This is a genomic window from Flavobacterium sp. IB48 (assembly GCF_016405855.1).
In the GTDB taxonomy this organism is placed as follows: Bacteria; Bacteroidota; Bacteroidia; order Flavobacteriales; family Flavobacteriaceae; genus Flavobacterium; species Flavobacterium ginsengisoli.
The window spans coordinates 76,874-96,675 of sequence record NZ_JAEFCA010000005.1 but is presented as its reverse complement, the minus strand read 5'-3'; the positions used below and the strand labels follow the sequence as shown (position 1 = coordinate 96,675).

The 19,802-nt window shown below is 33.8% G+C and carries 13 protein-coding genes; 11 read left to right on the top strand and 2 right to left on the bottom strand.

Features of this window, described 5'->3' with window-relative positions; all coding sequences use genetic code 11:
- Positions 1 to 2 precede the first annotated feature (2 nt).
- Positions 3 to 857, top strand: a complete 855-nt coding sequence (locus tag JC605_RS16735) for an AraC family transcriptional regulator (protein WP_198857293.1) — start codon at positions 3 to 5, stop codon at positions 855 to 857.
- A gap of 165 nt (positions 858 to 1,022) precedes the next feature.
- A complete protein-coding gene (locus JC605_RS16730; protein ID WP_198857292.1) occupies positions 1,023 to 1,523 on the top strand; it encodes a hypothetical protein in 501 nt (166 codons plus the stop codon).
- 87 nt (positions 1,524 to 1,610) lie between these two features.
- Here the strand turns inward: JC605_RS16730 and JC605_RS16725 are convergent, their stop codons facing one another.
- Positions 1,611 to 3,017, bottom strand: a complete 1,407-nt coding sequence (locus tag JC605_RS16725; RefSeq protein ID WP_198857291.1) for an alkaline phosphatase — start codon at positions 3,015 to 3,017, stop codon at positions 1,611 to 1,613.
- A gap of 324 nt (positions 3,018 to 3,341) precedes the next feature.
- Here JC605_RS16725 and JC605_RS16720 point away from each other — a divergent pair, with 324 nt between their 5' ends.
- The 8 genes from JC605_RS16720 to JC605_RS16685 all read left to right on the top strand — a co-directional run bounded on the left by JC605_RS16720 (position 3,342) and on the right by JC605_RS16685 (position 18,169).
- Positions 3,342 to 6,080, top strand: coding sequence for a substrate-binding domain-containing protein (locus JC605_RS16720; RefSeq protein ID WP_198857290.1), 2,739 nt, complete (start codon positions 3,342 to 3,344; stop codon positions 6,078 to 6,080).
- Positions 6,081 to 6,310: 230 nt separating this feature from the next.
- Complete coding sequence (locus tag JC605_RS16715; protein WP_198857289.1) at positions 6,311 to 7,669, top strand: sugar porter family MFS transporter; 1,359 nt, start codon at positions 6,311 to 6,313, stop codon at positions 7,667 to 7,669.
- Positions 7,632 to 9,248, top strand: a complete 1,617-nt coding sequence (locus JC605_RS16710) for a glycoside hydrolase family 32 protein (RefSeq protein ID WP_198857288.1) — start codon at positions 7,632 to 7,634, stop codon at positions 9,246 to 9,248. The genes JC605_RS16715 and JC605_RS16710 overlap by 38 nt, the downstream gene beginning before the upstream one ends.
- A 184-nt stretch (positions 9,249 to 9,432) precedes the next feature.
- The gene (locus JC605_RS16705; RefSeq protein WP_198857287.1) at positions 9,433 to 12,537 is read left to right on the top strand and encodes a TonB-dependent receptor; all 3,105 of its coding nucleotides are present in this window, start codon (positions 9,433 to 9,435) and stop codon (positions 12,535 to 12,537) included.
- Positions 12,538 to 12,551: 14 nt separating this feature from the next.
- Entirely contained in the window at positions 12,552 to 14,243 is a 1,692-nt protein-coding gene (locus JC605_RS16700) for a RagB/SusD family nutrient uptake outer membrane protein (RefSeq protein WP_198857286.1), read from the top strand.
- A 19-nt stretch (positions 14,244 to 14,262) separates the two neighbouring features.
- The gene (locus JC605_RS16695; RefSeq protein WP_198857285.1) at positions 14,263 to 15,660 is read left to right on the top strand and encodes a DUF4960 domain-containing protein; all 1,398 of its coding nucleotides are present in this window, start codon (positions 14,263 to 14,265) and stop codon (positions 15,658 to 15,660) included.
- Between the two features lie 21 nt (positions 15,661 to 15,681).
- Positions 15,682 to 17,238 carry a glycoside hydrolase family 32 protein gene (locus JC605_RS16690; protein WP_198857284.1) on the top strand — a complete coding sequence of 519 codons (1,557 nt, stop codon included), beginning with the start codon at positions 15,682 to 15,684 and terminating at the stop codon, positions 17,236 to 17,238.
- Positions 17,239 to 17,263: 25 nt separating this feature from the next.
- On the top strand, positions 17,264 to 18,169 hold the full coding sequence (locus JC605_RS16685; RefSeq protein ID WP_198857283.1) for a carbohydrate kinase: 906 nt from the start codon (positions 17,264 to 17,266) through the stop codon (positions 18,167 to 18,169).
- Positions 18,170 to 18,278: 109 nt separating this feature from the next.
- On the opposite strand, the gene JC605_RS16680 is transcribed toward JC605_RS16685, so the two are convergent.
- Positions 18,279 to 18,749 (bottom strand): Lrp/AsnC family transcriptional regulator, encoded by a 471-nt coding sequence (locus JC605_RS16680; protein ID WP_198857282.1) that lies wholly within the window; start codon positions 18,747 to 18,749, stop codon positions 18,279 to 18,281.
- 188 nt (positions 18,750 to 18,937) lie between these two features.
- On the opposite strand from JC605_RS16680, the gene JC605_RS16675 reads away from it, so the two are divergent.
- Positions 18,938 to 19,753, top strand: coding sequence for a DUF1338 domain-containing protein (locus JC605_RS16675; RefSeq protein ID WP_198857281.1), 816 nt, complete (start codon positions 18,938 to 18,940; stop codon positions 19,751 to 19,753).
- The last annotated feature ends 49 nt before the right edge of the window (positions 19,754 to 19,802 follow it).

Genomic DNA, 19,802 nt, shown 5'->3' with positions numbered 1-19,802 from the left:
TTATGGTAAACGACTATAAAAAACACGATTTGTACGGCAAGACATTGATTCAGAAAATTGAATTAGCACCACCGTTTCATTTTGATTTTCCTGTTACAGAACAGGCCTGTTTTTTATATGTAAAAGGCGGAGATATTGAATATCAAATTGATGACCAACAAATAAACATTACCGCCAATTATTCATTATTACTGAACTGTATAAATTCTGGAAAGCAGATTCATAATTCAAAGTCAAAAAATAATTGTGAAATTGTAATTGTCACTTTTTATCCAGAGATATTAAAAAAGATTTACGACAGAGATCTTCCGCAGCTTTTACAGAGGCCTCTAAACGTAATCTCGAATAAATCTAGTGAAAAAATAAACAACGATTTTCTAATCCAGAAATACATAGAAGGATTACTATTTTATTTTGAAAATCCTTCTCTTATCAATGAAGATATTCTGATTCTAAAATTAAAAGAGATTATTCTGCTGTTATCACAAACACAAAATTCAGAATCAATACAAGTGATATTGTCGCAACTTTTTTCTCCTACAACTTATACTTTCAAACAAATTATAGAAGCAAATTTGTTTTCGCAGCTAACTATTGAGGAATTAGCACAATTGAACAATTTGAGCGTTTCATCATTCAAACGTGAATTTGCAAAAATATACAACGATACGCCGGCCAATTACATTAAGGTTAAAAAGCTCGAGAAAGCAGCTCAGTTACTGCAAGTTTCAGATCAGCGTATTACAGAAATAGCGTTTGATTGCGGTTTTAATGATCTGGCCAATTTTACCAAAAGCTTTACAAGCAAATACAATATAAGTCCAACAAATTTCCGCCAGAAAAAGGACAATGAATAATTAAAAAATGGTTTTACATATTCTTTTAAGCATCCTTAAGATACATTCTTTTGGATGCTTTTTTGTGGACTAAATTGACAAATAATTGAACAAATCGACAAAACCATTTTCTTTGTTTTATCCGAAGTTTGCTGTGTATTTTCAAACAATCTAAATCAATAAAAAATGGGATTATCAAGCTTAGGAATTTTTCATACAATTATAGGTGTTGCAGCGATCATTGCAGCAATAGCAAATTTTATCAAATATGGTAAAATCAATTTAAACAAATCATCTGGTAAAATATATTTTTACGGGACAATTGTTACCTCACTGACATCATTAGGCATATCAAAACATGGTGGATTTAATCCTGGGCATGTCTTTTCTATTTTTATAATTATTCTTGTTTTAGCAGCTTATTTTCTGAATTCTAAGAGAAAAAATAGTAGAATAGCTCGCTATTTTGAAAACTTTTGGTTGTCTTTTAGTTTTTTTCTGTCTCTAGTTCCTACAGTTAATGAAACTTTTACAAGAATTCCATTAAGTCATCCATTGGCTAAGGATATAAAAGACCCAATAATAAGCAATACGCTTCTTGTTTTATTAGTGCTATTTGTTGCAGGTTCAATTTATCAGTTTAAAAAGCAAAAGCTAATCAATGAAAAGCAGGATTTTAATTCGTGAAACCTTTGTCTTAAAATAGAACAGACCTTCAATTTAATTGAAGGTCTGTTTATTGTTTGAAGATTAGATTGTTTTCAAAAAAAAAGTTTAATCTTCTTTTTCAATGGATGCTTGTAGCATCAAATAATGAAGATCTATGTTTTGTACAAATGGTTTTAATAATTCACTACCTGGACCAAACATTGCCAATTCGACATAATCTCCTGAATGGTCCATACTAATCCATCCTACATTATTATGCTTTTTCTGAATTTCAGAGTAAGCTTTAAAAGGCAGTTTTTTGTAATTATATAACCCATCTTCCTGCTTTTCTAATCCAGAATAGAAATTCAATAAATGTTTAGCCTCATCATCTGTAAGACTGATTTTATTAGTTTCTTTTATCCAATCTTTAACTTGCTGCAAATTAAAATCGGCATGAATAGCGTTTAAAATATATTCGTTGGTGTATTTATAATCTGCAATACTATTGAAATTTTTGGTTGCATCAGCACCATATATAAGACCTGGATTTGCATTTCCGTGATCGGTTGTTATAATTACAAGCGTTTCTTTATCTTTTTCAGCAAAATCAATTGCAGTTTTAACCGCTTCATCAAAAGCAAGTTGATCATGAATTAAAGCTGCAATATCATTTGCATGTGCAGCCCAATCTACTTTTCCGCCTTCAATCATCAATACAAAACCATTTTTATGATCTTTCATTTGGTCAATAGCTGCCGCACTCATTTCGGCAAGAGTAGGCGTTTGTTGTAGAGCCTCGATATTATTTCTGTCAATCGTGTACGGAAGTGCACCAGAATTAAAAACGCCTAATGTTTTTTCACCTTTTTTAATATTCTCTAAATCTGATTTTTGTTTTAATACCTGATATCCTTTTTGTTCATAAATTTTATAAACATCTTTTTTATCAGCTCTTTTAGAAGGATTAAAAAACTCATCGCCGCCACCCATCATTACATCCAGTCCAAGATTGGCATACATTTCTGCAATTTCATTTTCAGCATTTCTGCTATCAGAATTCACACAAAAACCAGCAGGAGTTGCGTGAGTTATGGTAACTGTAGTAACGCAGCCTGCTTTTTTTCCAGCATTCTTAAATTTCTGCCAGATTGGAAGATACTTCTCTCCATTCGGACCAATATTCAGCACACCGTTTTTAACGCGATGCCCACCTCCAAAAGATGAACTTGCTGCAGCAGAATCAGTTACTGCAGAACTTGCAGATGCGGTATCCATTAAAGCTCTCGAAACTTTATTCTCTTTATAAAGGTTCATCCAATTTCCATTTTTCCCAAAAATATTTTGAGAGTAAAGATTGGCCATTTGTAACGTTCCGGTGCTCATTCCGTCACTTATAAGAAAAATAATGTTTTTTGCTTTTTTTCCTTTTTTATTTATCGCTCCTAAATCATTTGATAAGATAACGGAAGGACTAAGAGTAAATAGTCCTGCCAAAACTGATGAGCCTTTTAAAAATTTGCGTCTGTTCATTGTGCTTTAATTAGAAGAAGTAAATTAAAAGTATTTCTTTATTTAATGCAACTTTGATGCGTTAAATAATTGTTTTGTTTTGATAAACATAATTTTTAACATGCGAGTTTTATTGTTAAATGTTTTGATGTTTAGTTGTTTACGGGTTTTTGATTATAAATAATTAGTGTAATTTGTCAAGATGAAATAAAAGTTTAATTTTACTTTTTTATAATATCCTTCTTGTTTGCCGCCTAATATATTTCCTTCCTAACTATATTGGCAAGCTGTTGGTTCAGAAGGCTATTTTCAAAACTTACACTATTTACAAAACCTCATTACCACATGTATCAATTTATAAAATATATTGTACTGGCTTTTGCAGTATCATTAAGTTTAATTTCTTGTAAAGAAAAACAAGGAAATAAGATTAAAGTTGGTTTTTCGCAGGCCATGACAACCGATGATTGGCGAAAACAAATGAATAGTTCTATTAAAATTGAAGCGTCGCTGAGACCAGAAGTCGATTTGACAATTAAAGACGCCAATAACAATGTCAATAAACAGATAGAAGACATAGAAAAATTTATTTCTAATAAAGTTGATGTTATAATTGTTTCTCCTATTCAATCTAAACCATTAACAGCTGTTGTAGAAAAATCAATCAAAGCTGGAATTCCCGTTTTGGTTGTCGACCGAAAAATTGAGGGAGAAAATTATACAGCTTATTTAGGTGCCGATAATATAGAAATTGGTCGAATTGGCGCTCGTTATATTATTTCGCACAGTAAAGGTACTGGTAAAATTATCGAAATTACAGGAGCAAATGGATCGTCGCCAGCCTATGAAAGATCGCTTGGTTTTAATCAGATTATCAATGAAAATAAACGTTTTAGCATTGTTAAAACCATTCAAGGAGATTGGGAAAAAGAGTCTGTGAAAGAGCCATTAAAGATTGCTCTTCAGCAAAATCCCGACGTTGAATATATTTTTGCGCATAATGACCGAATGGCTTTGAGCGCCTGGGAAACTGCCAAAACTTTAGGATTAGAAAATAAAATTAAGTTTATTGGTGTTGATGCATTAAACAGTGTAAATGGCGGAATTGAATTGGTAAAAAATGGTGTTCTAGATGGAACAATTTTATATCCTACTGGAGGAAATGAGGCTCTAAAATTAGCATTGAAAATTTACAACAAAGAATCTATTTCCAAAAACAACATATTAAACACTATTGTTATCGATAAAAATAATGCAGAAATTATCGAAAACCAAATGGATAAAGTCGACCAGCAGCAAGTTGTAATAGAATCGCAGCAAGAGGCCATTAAAGTACAGGAAAAAGAATATGCTTCACAAAACAATTTGGTTCGTTTGCTGAGTTTCTTTCTTGTAATTATTTTAAGCTTAACCATTTATAGCATTTATTCTACGATTTCGATTTCTAAAAAAAAGAAACAGCTAGAGAAAATTAACCAAACGGTTATTCATCAGAATAGTGAAATTCAGGAAATGGCAAAACTTGCGGCTAAAAGTAATGCTGCAAAATTGAGTTTTTTTACAGGACTTTCACACGAGTTTAAAACTCCTATCACTTTAATAATGAGTTATGTGGAATCTTTAATAGAAAATGATAAAATTAAAGGAACTGCATTGATCGACGAAGTTAAATTAATCCATAAAAATTCTAACCGTTTATTGCGATTAATTAATCAATTGTTAGATTTCAGAAAAATCGAAGAGCAAAAATTTACTTTAAGAGCTTCCAATACTAAGATTTATGATTTTACTAATGAAGTCATGCTTAATTTCAAAGGTGAAGCTGCGCGCAGAAATATTGATTTTCAATTGATTTGCAAAAACAAAAGTCTTGATCTTTTTATTGATCGAAATTTGATGGATAAAGTGTATTTCAATCTATTGTCAAACGCTTTTAAATTTACGCCAGATAACGGAAAAATTACGATTTCAATTATTGAATCGCCTGATAATTCAGTCAAAATTCATTTTAAAGATTCTGGAATTGGAATTCCCGAAAATGAATTGTCAAATGTTTTTAATCCTTTTTTTAGAGCATCAAATAATAATAAAAACAGTTCGGGAATTGGTTTGCATTTATCGAAAGAATTTGTGCTTTTGCATAAAGGAAATATTGAATTGAAATCAAAACAAGGCAGCGAATTTATAATAACGCTATTGAAAGGAAATGAGCATTTGCAGCCTTCAGAAATTATTCAAAAAGTAGAAAATTTAAGTAGTATTCCAAGTCTGATTACTGATAATTTGGAACTAGAATCAGAATTAAAAGATTTAAATACAATTGCAGATTCTGAGAAACATTCACTTTTAATTATAGAAGATAATGCCGATTTGGTAACTTTCTTAAAAGCTAAATTATCTAATGAATATATTGTAAATATTTCTGATGGGAGTGATGCTATAGAAAAAGCTTTAGAAATTATTCCCGATATCATTATTTGTGATATTAATCTAGTGGATAAAGATGGTTACGAAATTAGCAAAGAATTAAAAAAAGATCTTCGTTCCTCACATATTCCTATTATTATTTTAACGGCGCAAAGCAATAAAGAAGCTGTTTTAAAAGGATTACAAAGCGGTGTCGATCTCTATTTGACTAAACCATTTAGTCTTTCAATTTTGAAGCAGTCTATTTTGAGTCTGCTTTTCAACCGAGAAAAATTACGTTATTATTATACCAATAATATATATCGTATAGAACCTGAATCTAAATTTGGAAACCAGGAACAGACTTTCATTACCAAAATGAATAGCATTATTATGGCAAATGTTGAGAATCCTAAATTTTCTGTTGAAGAATTGGCAGACAAATTAGGCGTTTCTAGAGTACAGTTGTATAGAAAAGTAAAAGCAATTATCGGAATTAATATTAGCGATCATATTAATAATGTCAAATTAGAGAAAGCTGCAGAGCTTTTAAAGTCAAATGAAATGAATATTTCTGAAATTGCGTACTCATTAGGTTTCTCTTCTCCAAACTATTTTTCTACAGCTTTTAAGAATAAATTTGGAATTTCTCCTAAAGAATATAAAACGTCCAGCTAATTTGTCTTTAAAATTGTTTCTTTTAAAGTATCAATTTTGAAGGTGATGTAACAAAATCGAAACTACAAGGTTTTCGTAAAAGATTTTTAATTTACGTAAAGTCTTGTAAATAAAGGTTTTGAGTTTAAAATACTAAACCATCAATATTTATAGAAATAAATTGTAACATCATTAAAAATAAGTTGATTTTTTTGCAGATATCTTAGCAACAAGTTTTTAATACATGTACAATGAATAAGATATTGATTTGGTCTGTTACTGCTGCACTGGCAGGTTTTCTTTTCGGTTTTGATACCGTAGTTATTTCTGGAGCTGATAAACAATTACAGCTTCTGTGGCACTCGTCAGATGCCTTTCATGGTTCAGTTGTTATGGCAATGGCATTATGGGGAACTGTAGTTGGTGCTATTTTTGGAGGAATCCCAACTAATAAAATAGGACGTAAAAAAACGCTGTTCTGGATTGGTATTTTATATTTCGCTTCAGCAATTGGTGCTGCCTTTGCAAATAATCCATTTGTATTTGCTGCTTTTAGATTTATTGGCGGTTTAGGAGTTGGTGCTTCTACTATTGCTGCTCCGGCTTATGTGTCAGAAATTGCTCCGGCAGACAAACGAGGAAGATTGGTTGCTTTATATCAGTTTAATATTGTATTAGGTATTTTAATTGCTTTCATCTCCAATTATTTTCTGAAAGATATTGGAGAAAATGCATGGAGATGGATGATTGGTGTTCAGGCAATTCCTTCTCTTATCTATATTCTTTTTATTTTGACAATTCCAGAAAGTCCAAGATGGCTTTTGTCTAAAAACCGTGACGAAGAAGCTCGTAAAGTTTTATATACCATTGATCCGTTTGCAAATATTGCCGACTTAATAGATGATTCCCGTGAAAACGGTGTTACCAAACACGAAAATATTTTCATGAAGAAATACCGTTTCCCTTTGATTCTCGCTTTTTTAATTGCCTTTTTCAATCAGTTTTCTGGAATTAATGCATTTCTATATTACGCGCCAAGAATTTTTGAAGAAGCCGGCTTAGGACAAAATACAGCGTTGTTAAGTAGTATCGGAATTGGAGTTACAAATCTTATTTTCACCTTAATTGGTGTGGCATTAATTGACAAATTAGGAAGAAAGTTGTTAATGTACATTGGTTCTGTTGGATATATTATTTCACTCGGACTAGTATCGGCTTCTTTCTATTATAATTGGGGAGGCTTATCAGTTCCTATTTTTCTTTTCCTTTTTATTGCTTCACATGCAATTGGTCAGGGCGCGGTAATTTGGGTTTTTATTTCAGAAATATTTCCAAATCATATTCGAGCATCTGGACAAGCATTTGGAAGTTCAGTACATTGGGTTTTGGCTGCGATTATTCCGTCTTTAATTCCAATGTTATTTTCAGAAATCGGACCAGAAGTTGTATTCCTTATTTTTACTTTAATGATGGTTTTACAATTGTTATTTGTAATTTTTCTGATGCCGGAAACAAAAGGAATCTCTTTAGAAGCTTTAAGCGAAACACTAACTAAAAAAAATAACCACAAAAATGAAATCAAAGAAACATCTGCCGTTAGCTCTTTATAGTGCTGCCTTACTGTCGATAGTAGGATTAAAACCGTCTTCTGCAACTGCACAAACTGCTGCCGTAACTGTATCGAACACAGCGGAAGAACAAATGTATCGACCAAATTTTCATTTTACGCCAAAAAAAGGCTGGATGAATGATCCTAACGGAATGTTCTTCTCCAATGGATATTATCATTTATTCTACCAGCATTATCCTGATGGAAACACATGGGGACCAATGCATTGGGGACATGCCATTTCTAAAGATTTAATTAAATGGGAAGAACAGCCAATTGCGCTTTACCCAGATAAAGACAAATATATATTTTCAGGAAGTGCTGTTGTCGACACGCACAATACATCTGGATTAGGAACTGGAAATACAGCACCAATTGTTGCCATTTATACTTTGCATGATATGACAAAGGAGAAAGAAGGCAAAATTGATGTGGAACAGCAGGATATTGCTTTTTCTAATGATAATGGTTTTACATGGCAGAAATTTGAGGAAGGAAATCCTGTCGTGAAAAATCCTGGAATTAGAGATTTTAGAGATCCAAAAGTATCTTGGGATGAAACCCACAAGCAATGGATTATGGCTTTGGCAGCACAAGATCGAATTCATTTTTACAAATCAGCGAATCTAAAAAACTGGGAATTTGCATCTGAATTTGGAAAAAATATTGGTGCTCATGGCGGTGTTTGGGAATGTCCCGATTTCTTCGAAATAAAAGTAGAAGGGACAAAAGAAACCAAATGGGTTTTAATCGTAAATCTTAATCCAGGCGGGCCAAACGGAGGTTCTGGAGTTCAATATTTTGTTGGAGATTTTGACGGAAAAACATTTACGATGGATCAAAGTTTTGCCGAAAGAGTAAATAACGAAAAAGCAGTTTGGGCAGATTATGGAAAAGATAATTATGCCGGAGTAACGTGGAATAATGTTCCAACTTCAGACGGAAGACGTTTATTTATCGGATGGATGTCAAATTGGGAATATGCACAGCAAGTTCCAACAACAACTTGGAGAAGTAGCACCACAATTCCGCGCGAATTGAAACTGGTTAAAAAAGAGGGCAATTATAATTTGGTTAGTATGCCAGTACGAGAACTAAATAATTATGTTGCTGAAACTATTAGTGCAAAGAGTTTAAACGGAAATGGAAATTTAACATTGGTTAAAGATGGTTTTAATGATTTGACTAAAAGCATTATTAGCTTAGATTTAAAAAAATTAAAACAGTGCGATTACACTTTTACACTTTCTAATTTAGATGGCGAATCTTTAAGTTTTGGACTCAATAACAAAGAGAATTTTCTATTCATAGATCGTTCTAAAGCCGGTAAAGTTGATTTCTCTGATAAGTTTGCTTCAACCATAAGTAAGGCGTTTTTGGAAGGAAGCCAAAAAAGTGCCGCTTTTAAAATTATTTTGGATAAAACTTCAATTGAAATTTTTTATAACAATGGCGAAAAAGTGATGACGGAAATCTTTTTTCTAAATAAACCATTCTCAGCTTTATCTATTTCTTCGAAAGAAAAAATAGAGATAAACAATTTTAAAATTCAAGAACTAAATTTTTCTAAAAGTCATTAAAAAAGAATAGCAAAAGCACTTTTTCTTTAGTGAAGAAATGACTGCTAAAGCTTGAAAACATTCGAAAGATTATTCCTTTCTGACCTTTTATGCTTTATTCTGAAATAGATCGGCCACTTAAAATTGGCATTCGAAATACTAACTACGTAATTAACCAATTAAATATAACCAAAACCATTAATTTATGAAAAGTAAGATTATTTATTTTCTATTTTTCTTCTTTCCGATGCTGATGATGACGGCTCAGGAAAACGGAATAAAAGGAACGGTCTTTTCGTCTGATGACGGAATGCCGCTTCCTGGAGCGACAGTAATTATTTCAGGAACCAATACCAGTTCAGTAACTGACTTTGACGGGAATTTTTCCTTGCCGAATGTTGCTCCAGATGCTGTACTTGTAGTTTCTTTTATAGGATATGCCCCGCAATCGATTTCAGTTAAAGGGCAAAAAACAATCAATGTAACGCTAAAAGTTGACAACAATCAATTGAATGAAGTTGTTGTAACGGGATATTCAAAACAAAAGAAAACGGATATTACAGGAGCGGTTGCTGTTGTAAACATGAAGGAAGTCATGAAACAGCCAGAACCAAACCCTATAAAAGCTTTACAAGGAAGAATTGCTGGAGTAAAGGTATCGTCGGATGGTTCGCCAAGCGGCGGAAATACCAAAGTAGTGATTCGTGGTGTTGGAACTTTAAACAACACAGATCCGCTTTATGTTATTGACGGAATGCCGACAAAATCTGGAATGCATGAACTAAATCCGAATGATATTGAAACCATTCAGGTTCTGAAAGATGCTTCTTCAGCAAGTATTTACGGTTCCCGAGCGTCGAACGGTGTAATTATCATTACAACCAAAAAAGGAAAAGAAGGCAAAATGAGAATCAATTTCAGTACCTATGCTTCCTTTTCTGATTATTCAAGAAAGTTAGATGTTCTAAATGCAAACCAATTTGGACAAGCACTTTGGCAGGCAAATATTAACGACGGATTGAATCCGAATAATAACAATTTGCGCTATCAGTTTGACTGGTCGGTAAATAACAATAAACCGCAATTGAATAAAGTTTTGGTTCCAGAATATTTAGATGCACAGCAAACTCTTAAAGCTTCAAATACAGATTGGTACGATGCGATCTCTCAAACCGGAGTTGCCAATTCTTATGATTTGTCAGTTTCGAATGCTTCTGATAAAGGAAATTATGTTTTCTCGTTAGGTTATTATGGAAATGAAGGTGTTGTAAAAACAACAGATTTCGAAAGAATTTCGGCTAGAATGAACAGTTCGTATAAATATTTTGACGGCAAATTAGTTATCGGAGAAAATTTCAGTTTAAACCGCACAAACGAAGTGACAGATCCTGGCGTTTTAGATCCTGCACTTAGAGCTTTGCCAATTATTCCGGTTCACACTGTAGATGGAATAGGTTGGGGAGGTCCTGTTGGAGGAATGAACGACAGACAAAATCCTGTTCGTCTTTTAGAATATAATAAAGATAACAAATACGATTATTTGCGTCTTTTTGGTAACGTTTATGCGGATTTGGAAATCATTAAAAACCTGCACATCAAAACCAGTTTCGGAATGGATTATGGTTTTTATAAAAAACGTACGCTGCAAAGAAGCTACAAATCGGGTTATTTGCAAAACGATCAGACTTCTGTAACTATCGATCAGTCAATTAGTGATAAATGGACTTGGACGAATACAGCAATTTACAGCCTGAATTTTGGAAAAAGCAATCTGAATTTGATGGCGGGAACGGAGATGTATAAAGATACTTATGATACAAATACATTACGTAAAAATGACTTTTTGATCGAAACGCCAGATTATATGTATCCAGATGCAGGAACGGGAGAATCTTTTACAAGCGGAACTTCGACTGTATATTCTTTGCTTTCTTATTTTGGAAAAGCAGATTACGAGTTTGATAATCGTTATTTGGTTTCGGGTACTATTCGTCGTGATGGTTCTTCTCGTTTTGGAAAAAACAATCAATTCGGAACATTTCCGGCAGTTTCAGCGGGATGGAGAATTAGCAATGAAAACTTCATTAAAAACAATGCTCCTGTTTTTTCTGACTTAAAATTAAGAGCAGGCTGGGGACAAACTGGTAATCAAGAAATTAGCAATACAGCAGTTTATTCGCTTTATCTGGCAAGTTACGCCGGCGGAAGCCCAACTTGGGCAACATCTTACGGAACCGCTTACGATATTGCAGGAAATGGAAACGGATTGCTTCCGTCTGGTTTTATCGCAACACAATCAGGAAATGATGATTTGAAATGGGAAACTACGACACAGACCAATATTGGTTTGGACTTTGGTTTATTCAAACAAAAATTAAGCGGTTCTGTAGATTATTATATCAAGAAAACAGATGATATTTTGGTATTGCCACCGTACTTAGGAGTTATAGGAGAAGGAGGAAATCGTTGGGTAAATGGAGCTTCTATGGAAAACAGAGGTTGGGAATTTTCTTTAGGATATCATGACGAAACTTCATTTGGATTGAAATATGATATTTCTGGCAATATTTCGGCTAACAGAAACAAAATGACCAAATTGCCAGATGAAGTTAAAAACAATTATGGAGGCGATGGTCTAAACGATAATATCTTGGGACGTCCAATAAATTCAATGTATGGTTACGTTACTGATGGCTTGTTTACAAGTCAGGATCAGGTTGATAATTCGGCTATTCAAGAAGGAAAAGGCCTTGGAAGAATTCGTTACAAAGATTTAAATGGCGATGGCGTAATTACAGACAAAGATCGTACATGGATTGGAAACCCAAATCCAGGATTGCTGTACGGAATTAATTTAAACTTGTCTTATAAAAACTTTGATTTTACCACTTTTTGGGAAGGTGCAACTGACGTCGATGTGATTAACAACACAAAATACCAAACTGATTTCTGGAGTGTTGATGATGTTGGATCAAATAAAGGAACACGTTTGTTGAATGCCTGGTCTTTGGATAATCCAAATTCAACTATTCCGGCTTTGACGACGGTTGACAGAAATGCAGAATCTAGATTTTCGACTTATTATGTAGAAAATGGCAGTTACCTTAAACTAAGAGTTTTGCAACTTGGATATAGTTTGCCAAAAGAACTATTGAAAAAGCTAAGTATGGAAAGCTTCAGACTGTACATCAGCGGTCAAAATTTATTGATTCTTGATGCAAAAAGCTTCACAGGAGTTGATCCTGAAAATGCAGGTTTTGGATATCCACAGCCAACAACTTTTACGGCAGGTCTTAATTTTACTTTATAATAAAAGATTAAAAAATGAAAAAAATAATATATATGGCAGGATTTTTAGCGATAGGTTTCTTCGCTTCCTGTTCCGATTTTTTAGAAAATGATCCGCGTGGCGTTTTGTCAGAAAAAGATATTGTAACGCCTGAGAATGTTGAAGGATTTATGAATGCTGCTTATGCTCAATTAGGAAATGATCATTACGATTCTCCGTACAGTTTGTGGCCATTTGGAAATGTTCGTTCTGATGATGCCTACAAAGGTGGAAGCGGTACAAATGATATTCAGGATTTCCACTTTTTTGAAGTTTCAAATAATATTCGTCCAGATTTTGGAGAATTGGATAGTTTCTGGTACATCAGTTATGTTGGTGTTTCAAGAGCCAATAAAGCATTGAAAGCTTTGGAACAAATCTCAGAAGCCGATTATCCATTGAAGAAAACACGTATGGCTGAAATGCGTTTTTTAAGAGGACATTTTTATTTTATGCTGAAAATCATGTTCAGAAATGTGCCTTATATTACCGAAGATGTTCCAGTAGAAGATTATAAAACGATTTCAAACAAAGCACTTTCAAACGAAGAACTTTGGGAAAAAATTGCAGAAGATTTTCAAGCTGCGGCTGATAATTTGCCTGACACACAACCAGAAGTTGGACGTGCCAATAAAAAAGCAGCGTATGCTTATTTGGCAAAAACTAGATTGTATCAGGCTTATACGCAGGATGAAACATTTAAAGTTACAGGAATCAGTCAGCAGCATTTGCAGGAAGTAATTGCAGCTACGGATAAAGTAATTGGAAAAGCTTCTTTAGAACCTGATTTTGCCAACAACTTCTTACCGGGAACTTACGAAAACGGACCTGAATCTATTTTCTCAATTCAGTTTTCTGATAATGACGGAACTTTATACGGAAGATTAAATTTCTCGGATGTTCTTTCTACGCCACAAGGTTTAGGCTGTTGTGATTTTCATAAACCAAGCCAAAATTTAGTGAATGCTTTTAAAACAGGAGCAAATGGTCTGCCTGAATTTGATACGTACAACAACGAAGATTTTGATTACAAAAATATAGATGCAAATACGGTTGATCCAAGATTATATCATACGGTTGCAATGCCGGGTCTGCCTTACAAGTATGATCCAGAATTTTTATATGTTGAAGCTTGGGTACGTTCTCCAGGAACGTATGGTTATTATGCTTCTTTAAAAGAAAACGTTGCCCCAAATTGCAGTTGTGTTGTAAATATTGATCCATTTTACGGAAATTCTAAAAACAGAATTCAGATTCGTTATGCCGATGTGATTTTGATGCGTGCCGAAGCTTTGATTGAATTAGGAAGACAATCTGAAGCTTTGCCGTTGATTAATGAAATCAGAGAAAGAGCAGCGCAAAGTACAGGAAGACTGCCATATGTGAGTAACTTCAAAATCAATACTTATGTGGACGGAAGCAATTGCAACTGGACACAGGATTTTGCCCGTAAAGCTTTGCGTTGGGAACGTCGTTTAGAATTGGCAATGGAAGGAAGCCGATTCTTCGATCTTGTTCGCTGGGGAATCACAGATCAGGTTATGAATGATTTTTATGCAAAAGAAAAAACAAAACGTACCTATTATCAAGATGCTTTTTTTGATGCGCACAAAGAGGAGTATTGCCCAATTCCGTTGAAGCAAATTAATTTCAGTCAGGGATTGTACAAACAAAATCCAGGTTATTAATCTTTAAAAAATCAGCAATATGAAAAAAGCTTTAAATAAATATTGGACCAAAGTGTCTATAGTATTCGCAATGATTTTTATGATTACTGCCTGCGAAAATAGTTTTGAAACTGGCGGATTTGATGTGAGTTCGCCTTCAAATGTACTTTCATTCAAATTGAATGGAGTTTCAGGAAGCATTGATCAGACAACAGGAAAAATTACTGTTGTAATGCCTTACGGGTCTGATATAACAGCCATAAAACCGGAAGTTGTTTTTGTAGAAGGTGCAACATCAAATCCAGAATTAAATTCGGCGATGAATTTTACAAATCAGGTAAAATTCAGAGTGGTTAATGGTAATTTATATAAAGATTATACTGTAACAGCAACCGTTTTAAGTCCAATTAAGAGTTTTACAATTAATGGCGTTGCCGCAACGGTAAACGACATTAGCAAAACCATTAATATGACGCTTCCTGAAAATACCGATTTGACAGCACTAAAACCAGTAATTGAAACAACTGCTGGTGTTACCATTTCACCAGCTTCAGGAGCAACAGTTGATTTTACAAATGCAGTTACTTTTGTAATAACATCAAACGGAAAAAGCGTTAATTATACCGCAAATGTTGGAGTTCCGGTAACAGGATTAACTGTGGCGTTTTTAGGAACTGCGGCTACAAGATCAGGAATTACAAATATGGATGAAGTTACGGCTTCAAACTGGTTGTTTGATAACTTCCCGGGAGCTAAATATATTTCTTTCGAAAGTATACAAAACGGTGCCGATTTAAGTGATATCGATGTGATTTGGTGGCATTTTGATTCGGCTGCAAATTTACCTTCTGTAGCTTACAATCCTACAGTTACCAACGCATTGAAAAATTTTAGAACAAATGGCGGAAATCTATTGTTGACTTCATTTGCTTCACAATATGTCGATGCTTTAGGAATTGTTCCGTCAGGAAAGGGACCAAACAATGTTTTTGGTGATTTCCCTCCAAACGGATTTGTAGACGGAAATTCATGGGGAATGTCATTCGTTGGTCATGAAGGTCATCCAATATTTCAAGGTTTAACCACTTTTGAAGCTGGAAAAGCTAATTTGCTGCAAAGTGGAACTTTCAGATTAAATCATACAGCATGGTGGTTTTTACCAGAATGGGGCGGATACAATAATGGAGAAGGTTGGAGAAACCAAACCGGAGGAACAAATCTCGCAAGTGAAGCTTGGGATAATGAACTTAACGGAAGGGTTACAATTGCAGAATTTCCAAATACAAGCACAAATAAAAATGTAATTGTTATTTCTATGGGAGCTTACGATTGGTACAATGAAACGAATAGTAGCGGAGTGCCAAGTCAGGCAAATGAGTTTATCACAAACATCAAACTGCTGACACAAAACAGTATCAATTATTTAGCAGCAAAATAATCCACTTTGAATTTAATTAAAATGAAATATAGAAATATAATCACAATTGCCTTTATTTTCTTTTCACTTGCTTCATGTAGTCAGGATGAAAATTATATTGGAGGTTCTATTTCAGGAGGGAATTCTGAAATTACAAGTGTTTTCCCTGTTCCGCCAGCGCAATGGATGGGTACAACCGATCCTTATTACAGTGCAGGTTATACCGGGGATATTATGCCTTTTTTCGATAACGGAAAATTTCATATTTATTTTTTGCATGACGCACAGAATAAACCTGCCGGAAAAGGATTTCATGATATTCATGAATACCAAAGCACAGATTTGGCACATTTTACTTATGAAGGTCAAACCATTCCGTATGGTACAACGCTTGAACCTGATTTTGCTATTGGCACAGGATCAGTTGTCAAAGTGGGTAATCTCTATTATTTTTATTATACAGGGCACAACGAAAATCCGGCTTTTGTTCAGTCTAATGCCAGAGAAAGTGTTTTATGCGCAACAAGTAGTGACTTGAAAAAATGGACAAAAGTTCCGTCTTTTAAAATTACAGCTCCTGCAGGATATTACAACTATGATTTCAGAGATCCGCACGTGTTTTATAATGATGAATTGAAAAAATATTCAATGTTAGTAAGCACACAGACAGAACCAGGAAGAAAAGCTGTTTTGTTACATTTTACAATCGCAGATCCTGCATCGGGAAAATGGGATGTTGAAGCTCCAATTTATACCACAACTCCTGAAGATAATTATCTGATGATGGAATGTGCGGATATTTTCAAAATGGGAAGCAATTGGTATTTAATTTTTTCTGAGAATTGGAGCGGAAACAAAGGAACGCATTACAGAATTTCATCATCAATCAATGGGCCATGGATAAAACCGGAAAATGACAGAATTGACGGAGAATATTTTTATGCAGGAAAAACAGCTTCTGACGGAAATAAAAGATATGTTTTTGGATGGAATGCCAGAAAAACACCTGAAAATGATTTAGGAAACAAGGATTGGGCTGGAAATATGGTTATTCATGAATTGATTCAAAATTCAGATGGAACTTTAGGAACGCAATCACCGAAATCGGTTAAGGATTTATTTTCGAAAAAGAATGCTACTGCAGAAGTAGATGCCATTTCAGCAAATGCAACAGCTAATAATGGAACTTATTCTTTATCTGGAGAAACAGAAAAAGCAATGGTTACTTTTAAAAGCATTGGAAAGAAAGTTAAAATAAAAGCCGAAATCACTTTAGCGAAAGCTAACGGAACAGCCGGATTTGTTTTTCATACGAATGATACAGGAAGTTATTATAAAGTGGTTTTGGATATTGCTAATGGAAAAATAAGTGGATATAATTCGGCTTCACAGGAAGTAACAAGCTTGCCTTTTGCTTTTCAGATAAATACAAAATATGATGTTGAAGTAATTGCTGAAGGAAGTGTTGTAGTCTTTTATATCAACGGAAAAGCGGCGCTCACCAATCGCATTTATGGAAGAGACAAAAATAAATGGGGCTTAATTGCAGAAGGGCAAACAAGTACAATTTCAAACCTTCTGGTAACGCAGCCCGAATAAAAACTAATATTAAAATAATTCTAGAATGAATAAGGGAAAAAACCTTAAGGCGATGGCATACGGAGAGGTTCTTTGGGATGTCTTTGCCAATGAAAAAAAGATTGGCGGAGCTCCATTGAATGTGGCCTTACGCATGAAAACGTTAGGTTGCGAAGTAGCCATGATAAGCTGTGTAGGAAATGACGAAGATGGAAAGGCAATAAAAAGTCAAATAAAAGAGCTTGGGCTTGAAACAGATACGATTGTAGTGTCACAAGATTTTCCAACGGGTTTGGTCAACGTTACATTAAATGAACGTGGATCGGCAACGTATGAAATAAATTATCCGGCAGCTTGGGATAAAATTGTTTTGAATGATTTAGCAAAAACTACCGTTGCAGAAGCAGATGTGCTGATTTACGGAAGTTTGGTTTGCCGTGACACCGTTTCGAGAAATGCTCTGGAAGAATTGCTTCAAAGTGATGTTTATAAAGTATTTGATGTGAATTTAAGAAAACCGCATTATACTTATCAAATCTTAGAAGAGCTTATGCAATCAGCCGACTTTATTAAATTTAATGATGAAGAATTACTTGAGATCGCAAAAAAGATGAATTCTCCTTTTAAAACTTTGGAAGAAAACATGGCTTTTATTGAAGAAAAAACGAAAGCCACAGCGATGTGTGTTACCAAAGGAAAACATGGAGCTTTACTGCTATGGAAAGGGAAAATCTATGAAAATGGAGGTTACCCAATTGAAGTTGCAGATACTGTTGGTGCAGGAGATTCTTTCTTAGCGGCCTTAATCACTTCACTATTAAATAGTAGAGATCCTCAAAGTTCAATTGATTTTGCCTGTGCAGTAGGAGCGCTTGTTGCTGAGGCGCCTGGTGCAAATCCCGAAATTTCTACTTCAAGAATTAATGATTTAATGGCAACAGTTAAAGGTTAGTCTCTTTGATAGAAGTTAAAGAAACTAGATTATTTTATTAGCAAAGAACTCAATACTTTAAAAGAGCAGTATTTTTACTGCTCTTTTTATTTATATAAAATTTTATCGGTTAGATTGGCAGGTTTTTTTCAAATGCAGAACCAAAAGAGAAAAAAGAATCAGTGCTTCCTACGCCTTCAATTTGATGAATTTGTTCATATAAGATTTTGCGGAGCTCCTCATTATTTGCCGCTACAATCTTAATGAACAAAGCATAATTTCCAGAAACCCAATGGCATTCTACCACTTCAGGAATTTCTTTGAGTTTGTTCGCAATCGAATACGAAAAATGTGCTTCTTTGGTCACTATTCCGGTATAAGTTGTGGTTTCAAACCCCATCATTTTAGGATCTAATTTCACAGAAAAACCTGTTATTACTCCACTTTCTTGCAATTTTTTAACTCTTAAATGGACTAATGAATTAGAAATGTTTAATTCTTTTGCTAAATCTGAAAAAGCAATTCTACTGTTCTCGCTGAGCTTTTGAATAATTTCTCGATCTAAATAATCAGTATTTTCGTTCTTATTGAGCTTTGCCATAAGTTATGTCAATTTGTGTTTTCTATAATTTTGACAATTCTAATTGTCAAACTGGTTTTTAAAGTGTCAAAAATACATAAAAAAATGTTAAAAATGTCTAATTGTAAATAATCGACTTCATTGACTGTTATAATAACAGTATTATTGATATGTTTGTGTCATTATAACACTATTTAACAAACCAACAAATGAAGAACAATCAACTACTTACAAAGCTATGGGAGCAATATATCGATATAACTCCATCGGCACTGAAAATACATGAGTTGTTAGAAGAGAAAGGTGAAGAAATAAAAAATGACCATATTGCAATTCGAACTTTTAACGATAAACGTATCAACATCGAAGTATTAGAAAAAGCTTTTCTAAATGTAGGATATGAGGCAAAAGGCGAATATTATTTTGAAACCAAAAAGCTGTATGCTAAACATTATGAAAATGCTTTGGATAAAGACGCTCCTAGAATTTTTATTTCGGAATTGGAATTAGAAAAATGTTCTGCAGAATTGCAGGAAACAGTGCAGCAACTGTTAGACAGCTGTGATCAAAATGCATTTAACGATCCGAATCTGATTTTAAGTGGAGCAGTTTGGAATGGAAATTCACAAGTGGTTTACAAATCGCTGTTAGAAGAATCTGAATATGCGGCATGGATGTATGTTTATGGTTTTAGAGCAAATCATTTCACTATAAACACAAATGCATTAAAAGGATTTCAAACATTAGAAGAATTAAATAACTTTTTAGAAGATAATGGTTGGAAACTTAACGCTTCTGGCGGAAAAATTAAAGGAACTCCAGAACAATTATTAGAACAATCTAGCACATTAGCAGATTTATACGATATAGATTTTAAAGAAGGTACACTAAAAGTGCCATCATGTTATTATGAATTTGCCCTTCGTTATCCTATGGCAAATGGAGAATTATATCAAGGTTTTGTAGCATCATCAGCAGATAAGATTTTTGAAAGTACTGATGTAAAACTTCAAAAATCGATTTAAATAATCGTTTTTTAGAAGAAAAAAGACTTTGAGATAAACATAACAAAAA

Coding starts and splice junctions, on each gene's coding strand:
- JC605_RS16730 (WP_198857292.1), top strand. CDS start 1,023: ATGGGATTATCAAGCTTAGGAATTTTTCATACAATTATAGGTGTTGCA.
- JC605_RS16675 (WP_198857281.1), top strand. CDS start 18,938: ATGAAGAACAATCAACTACTTACAAAGCTATGGGAGCAATATATCGAT.
- JC605_RS16735 (WP_198857293.1), top strand. CDS start 3: ATGGTAAACGACTATAAAAAACACGATTTGTACGGCAAGACATTGATT.
- JC605_RS16705 (WP_198857287.1), top strand. CDS start 9,433: ATGAAAAGTAAGATTATTTATTTTCTATTTTTCTTCTTTCCGATGCTG.
- JC605_RS16695 (WP_198857285.1), top strand. CDS start 14,263: ATGAAAAAAGCTTTAAATAAATATTGGACCAAAGTGTCTATAGTATTC.
- JC605_RS16680 (WP_198857282.1), bottom strand. CDS start 18,749: ATGGCAAAGCTCAATAAGAACGAAAATACTGATTATTTAGATCGAGAA.
- JC605_RS16725 (WP_198857291.1), bottom strand. CDS start 3,017: ATGAACAGACGCAAATTTTTAAAAGGCTCATCAGTTTTGGCAGGACTA.
- JC605_RS16685 (WP_198857283.1), top strand. CDS start 17,264: ATGAATAAGGGAAAAAACCTTAAGGCGATGGCATACGGAGAGGTTCTT.
- JC605_RS16700 (WP_198857286.1), top strand. CDS start 12,552: ATGAAAAAAATAATATATATGGCAGGATTTTTAGCGATAGGTTTCTTC.
- JC605_RS16720 (WP_198857290.1), top strand. CDS start 3,342: ATGTATCAATTTATAAAATATATTGTACTGGCTTTTGCAGTATCATTA.
- JC605_RS16715 (WP_198857289.1), top strand. CDS start 6,311: ATGAATAAGATATTGATTTGGTCTGTTACTGCTGCACTGGCAGGTTTT.
- JC605_RS16690 (WP_198857284.1), top strand. CDS start 15,682: ATGAAATATAGAAATATAATCACAATTGCCTTTATTTTCTTTTCACTT.
- JC605_RS16710 (WP_198857288.1), top strand. CDS start 7,632: ATGAAATCAAAGAAACATCTGCCGTTAGCTCTTTATAGTGCTGCCTTA.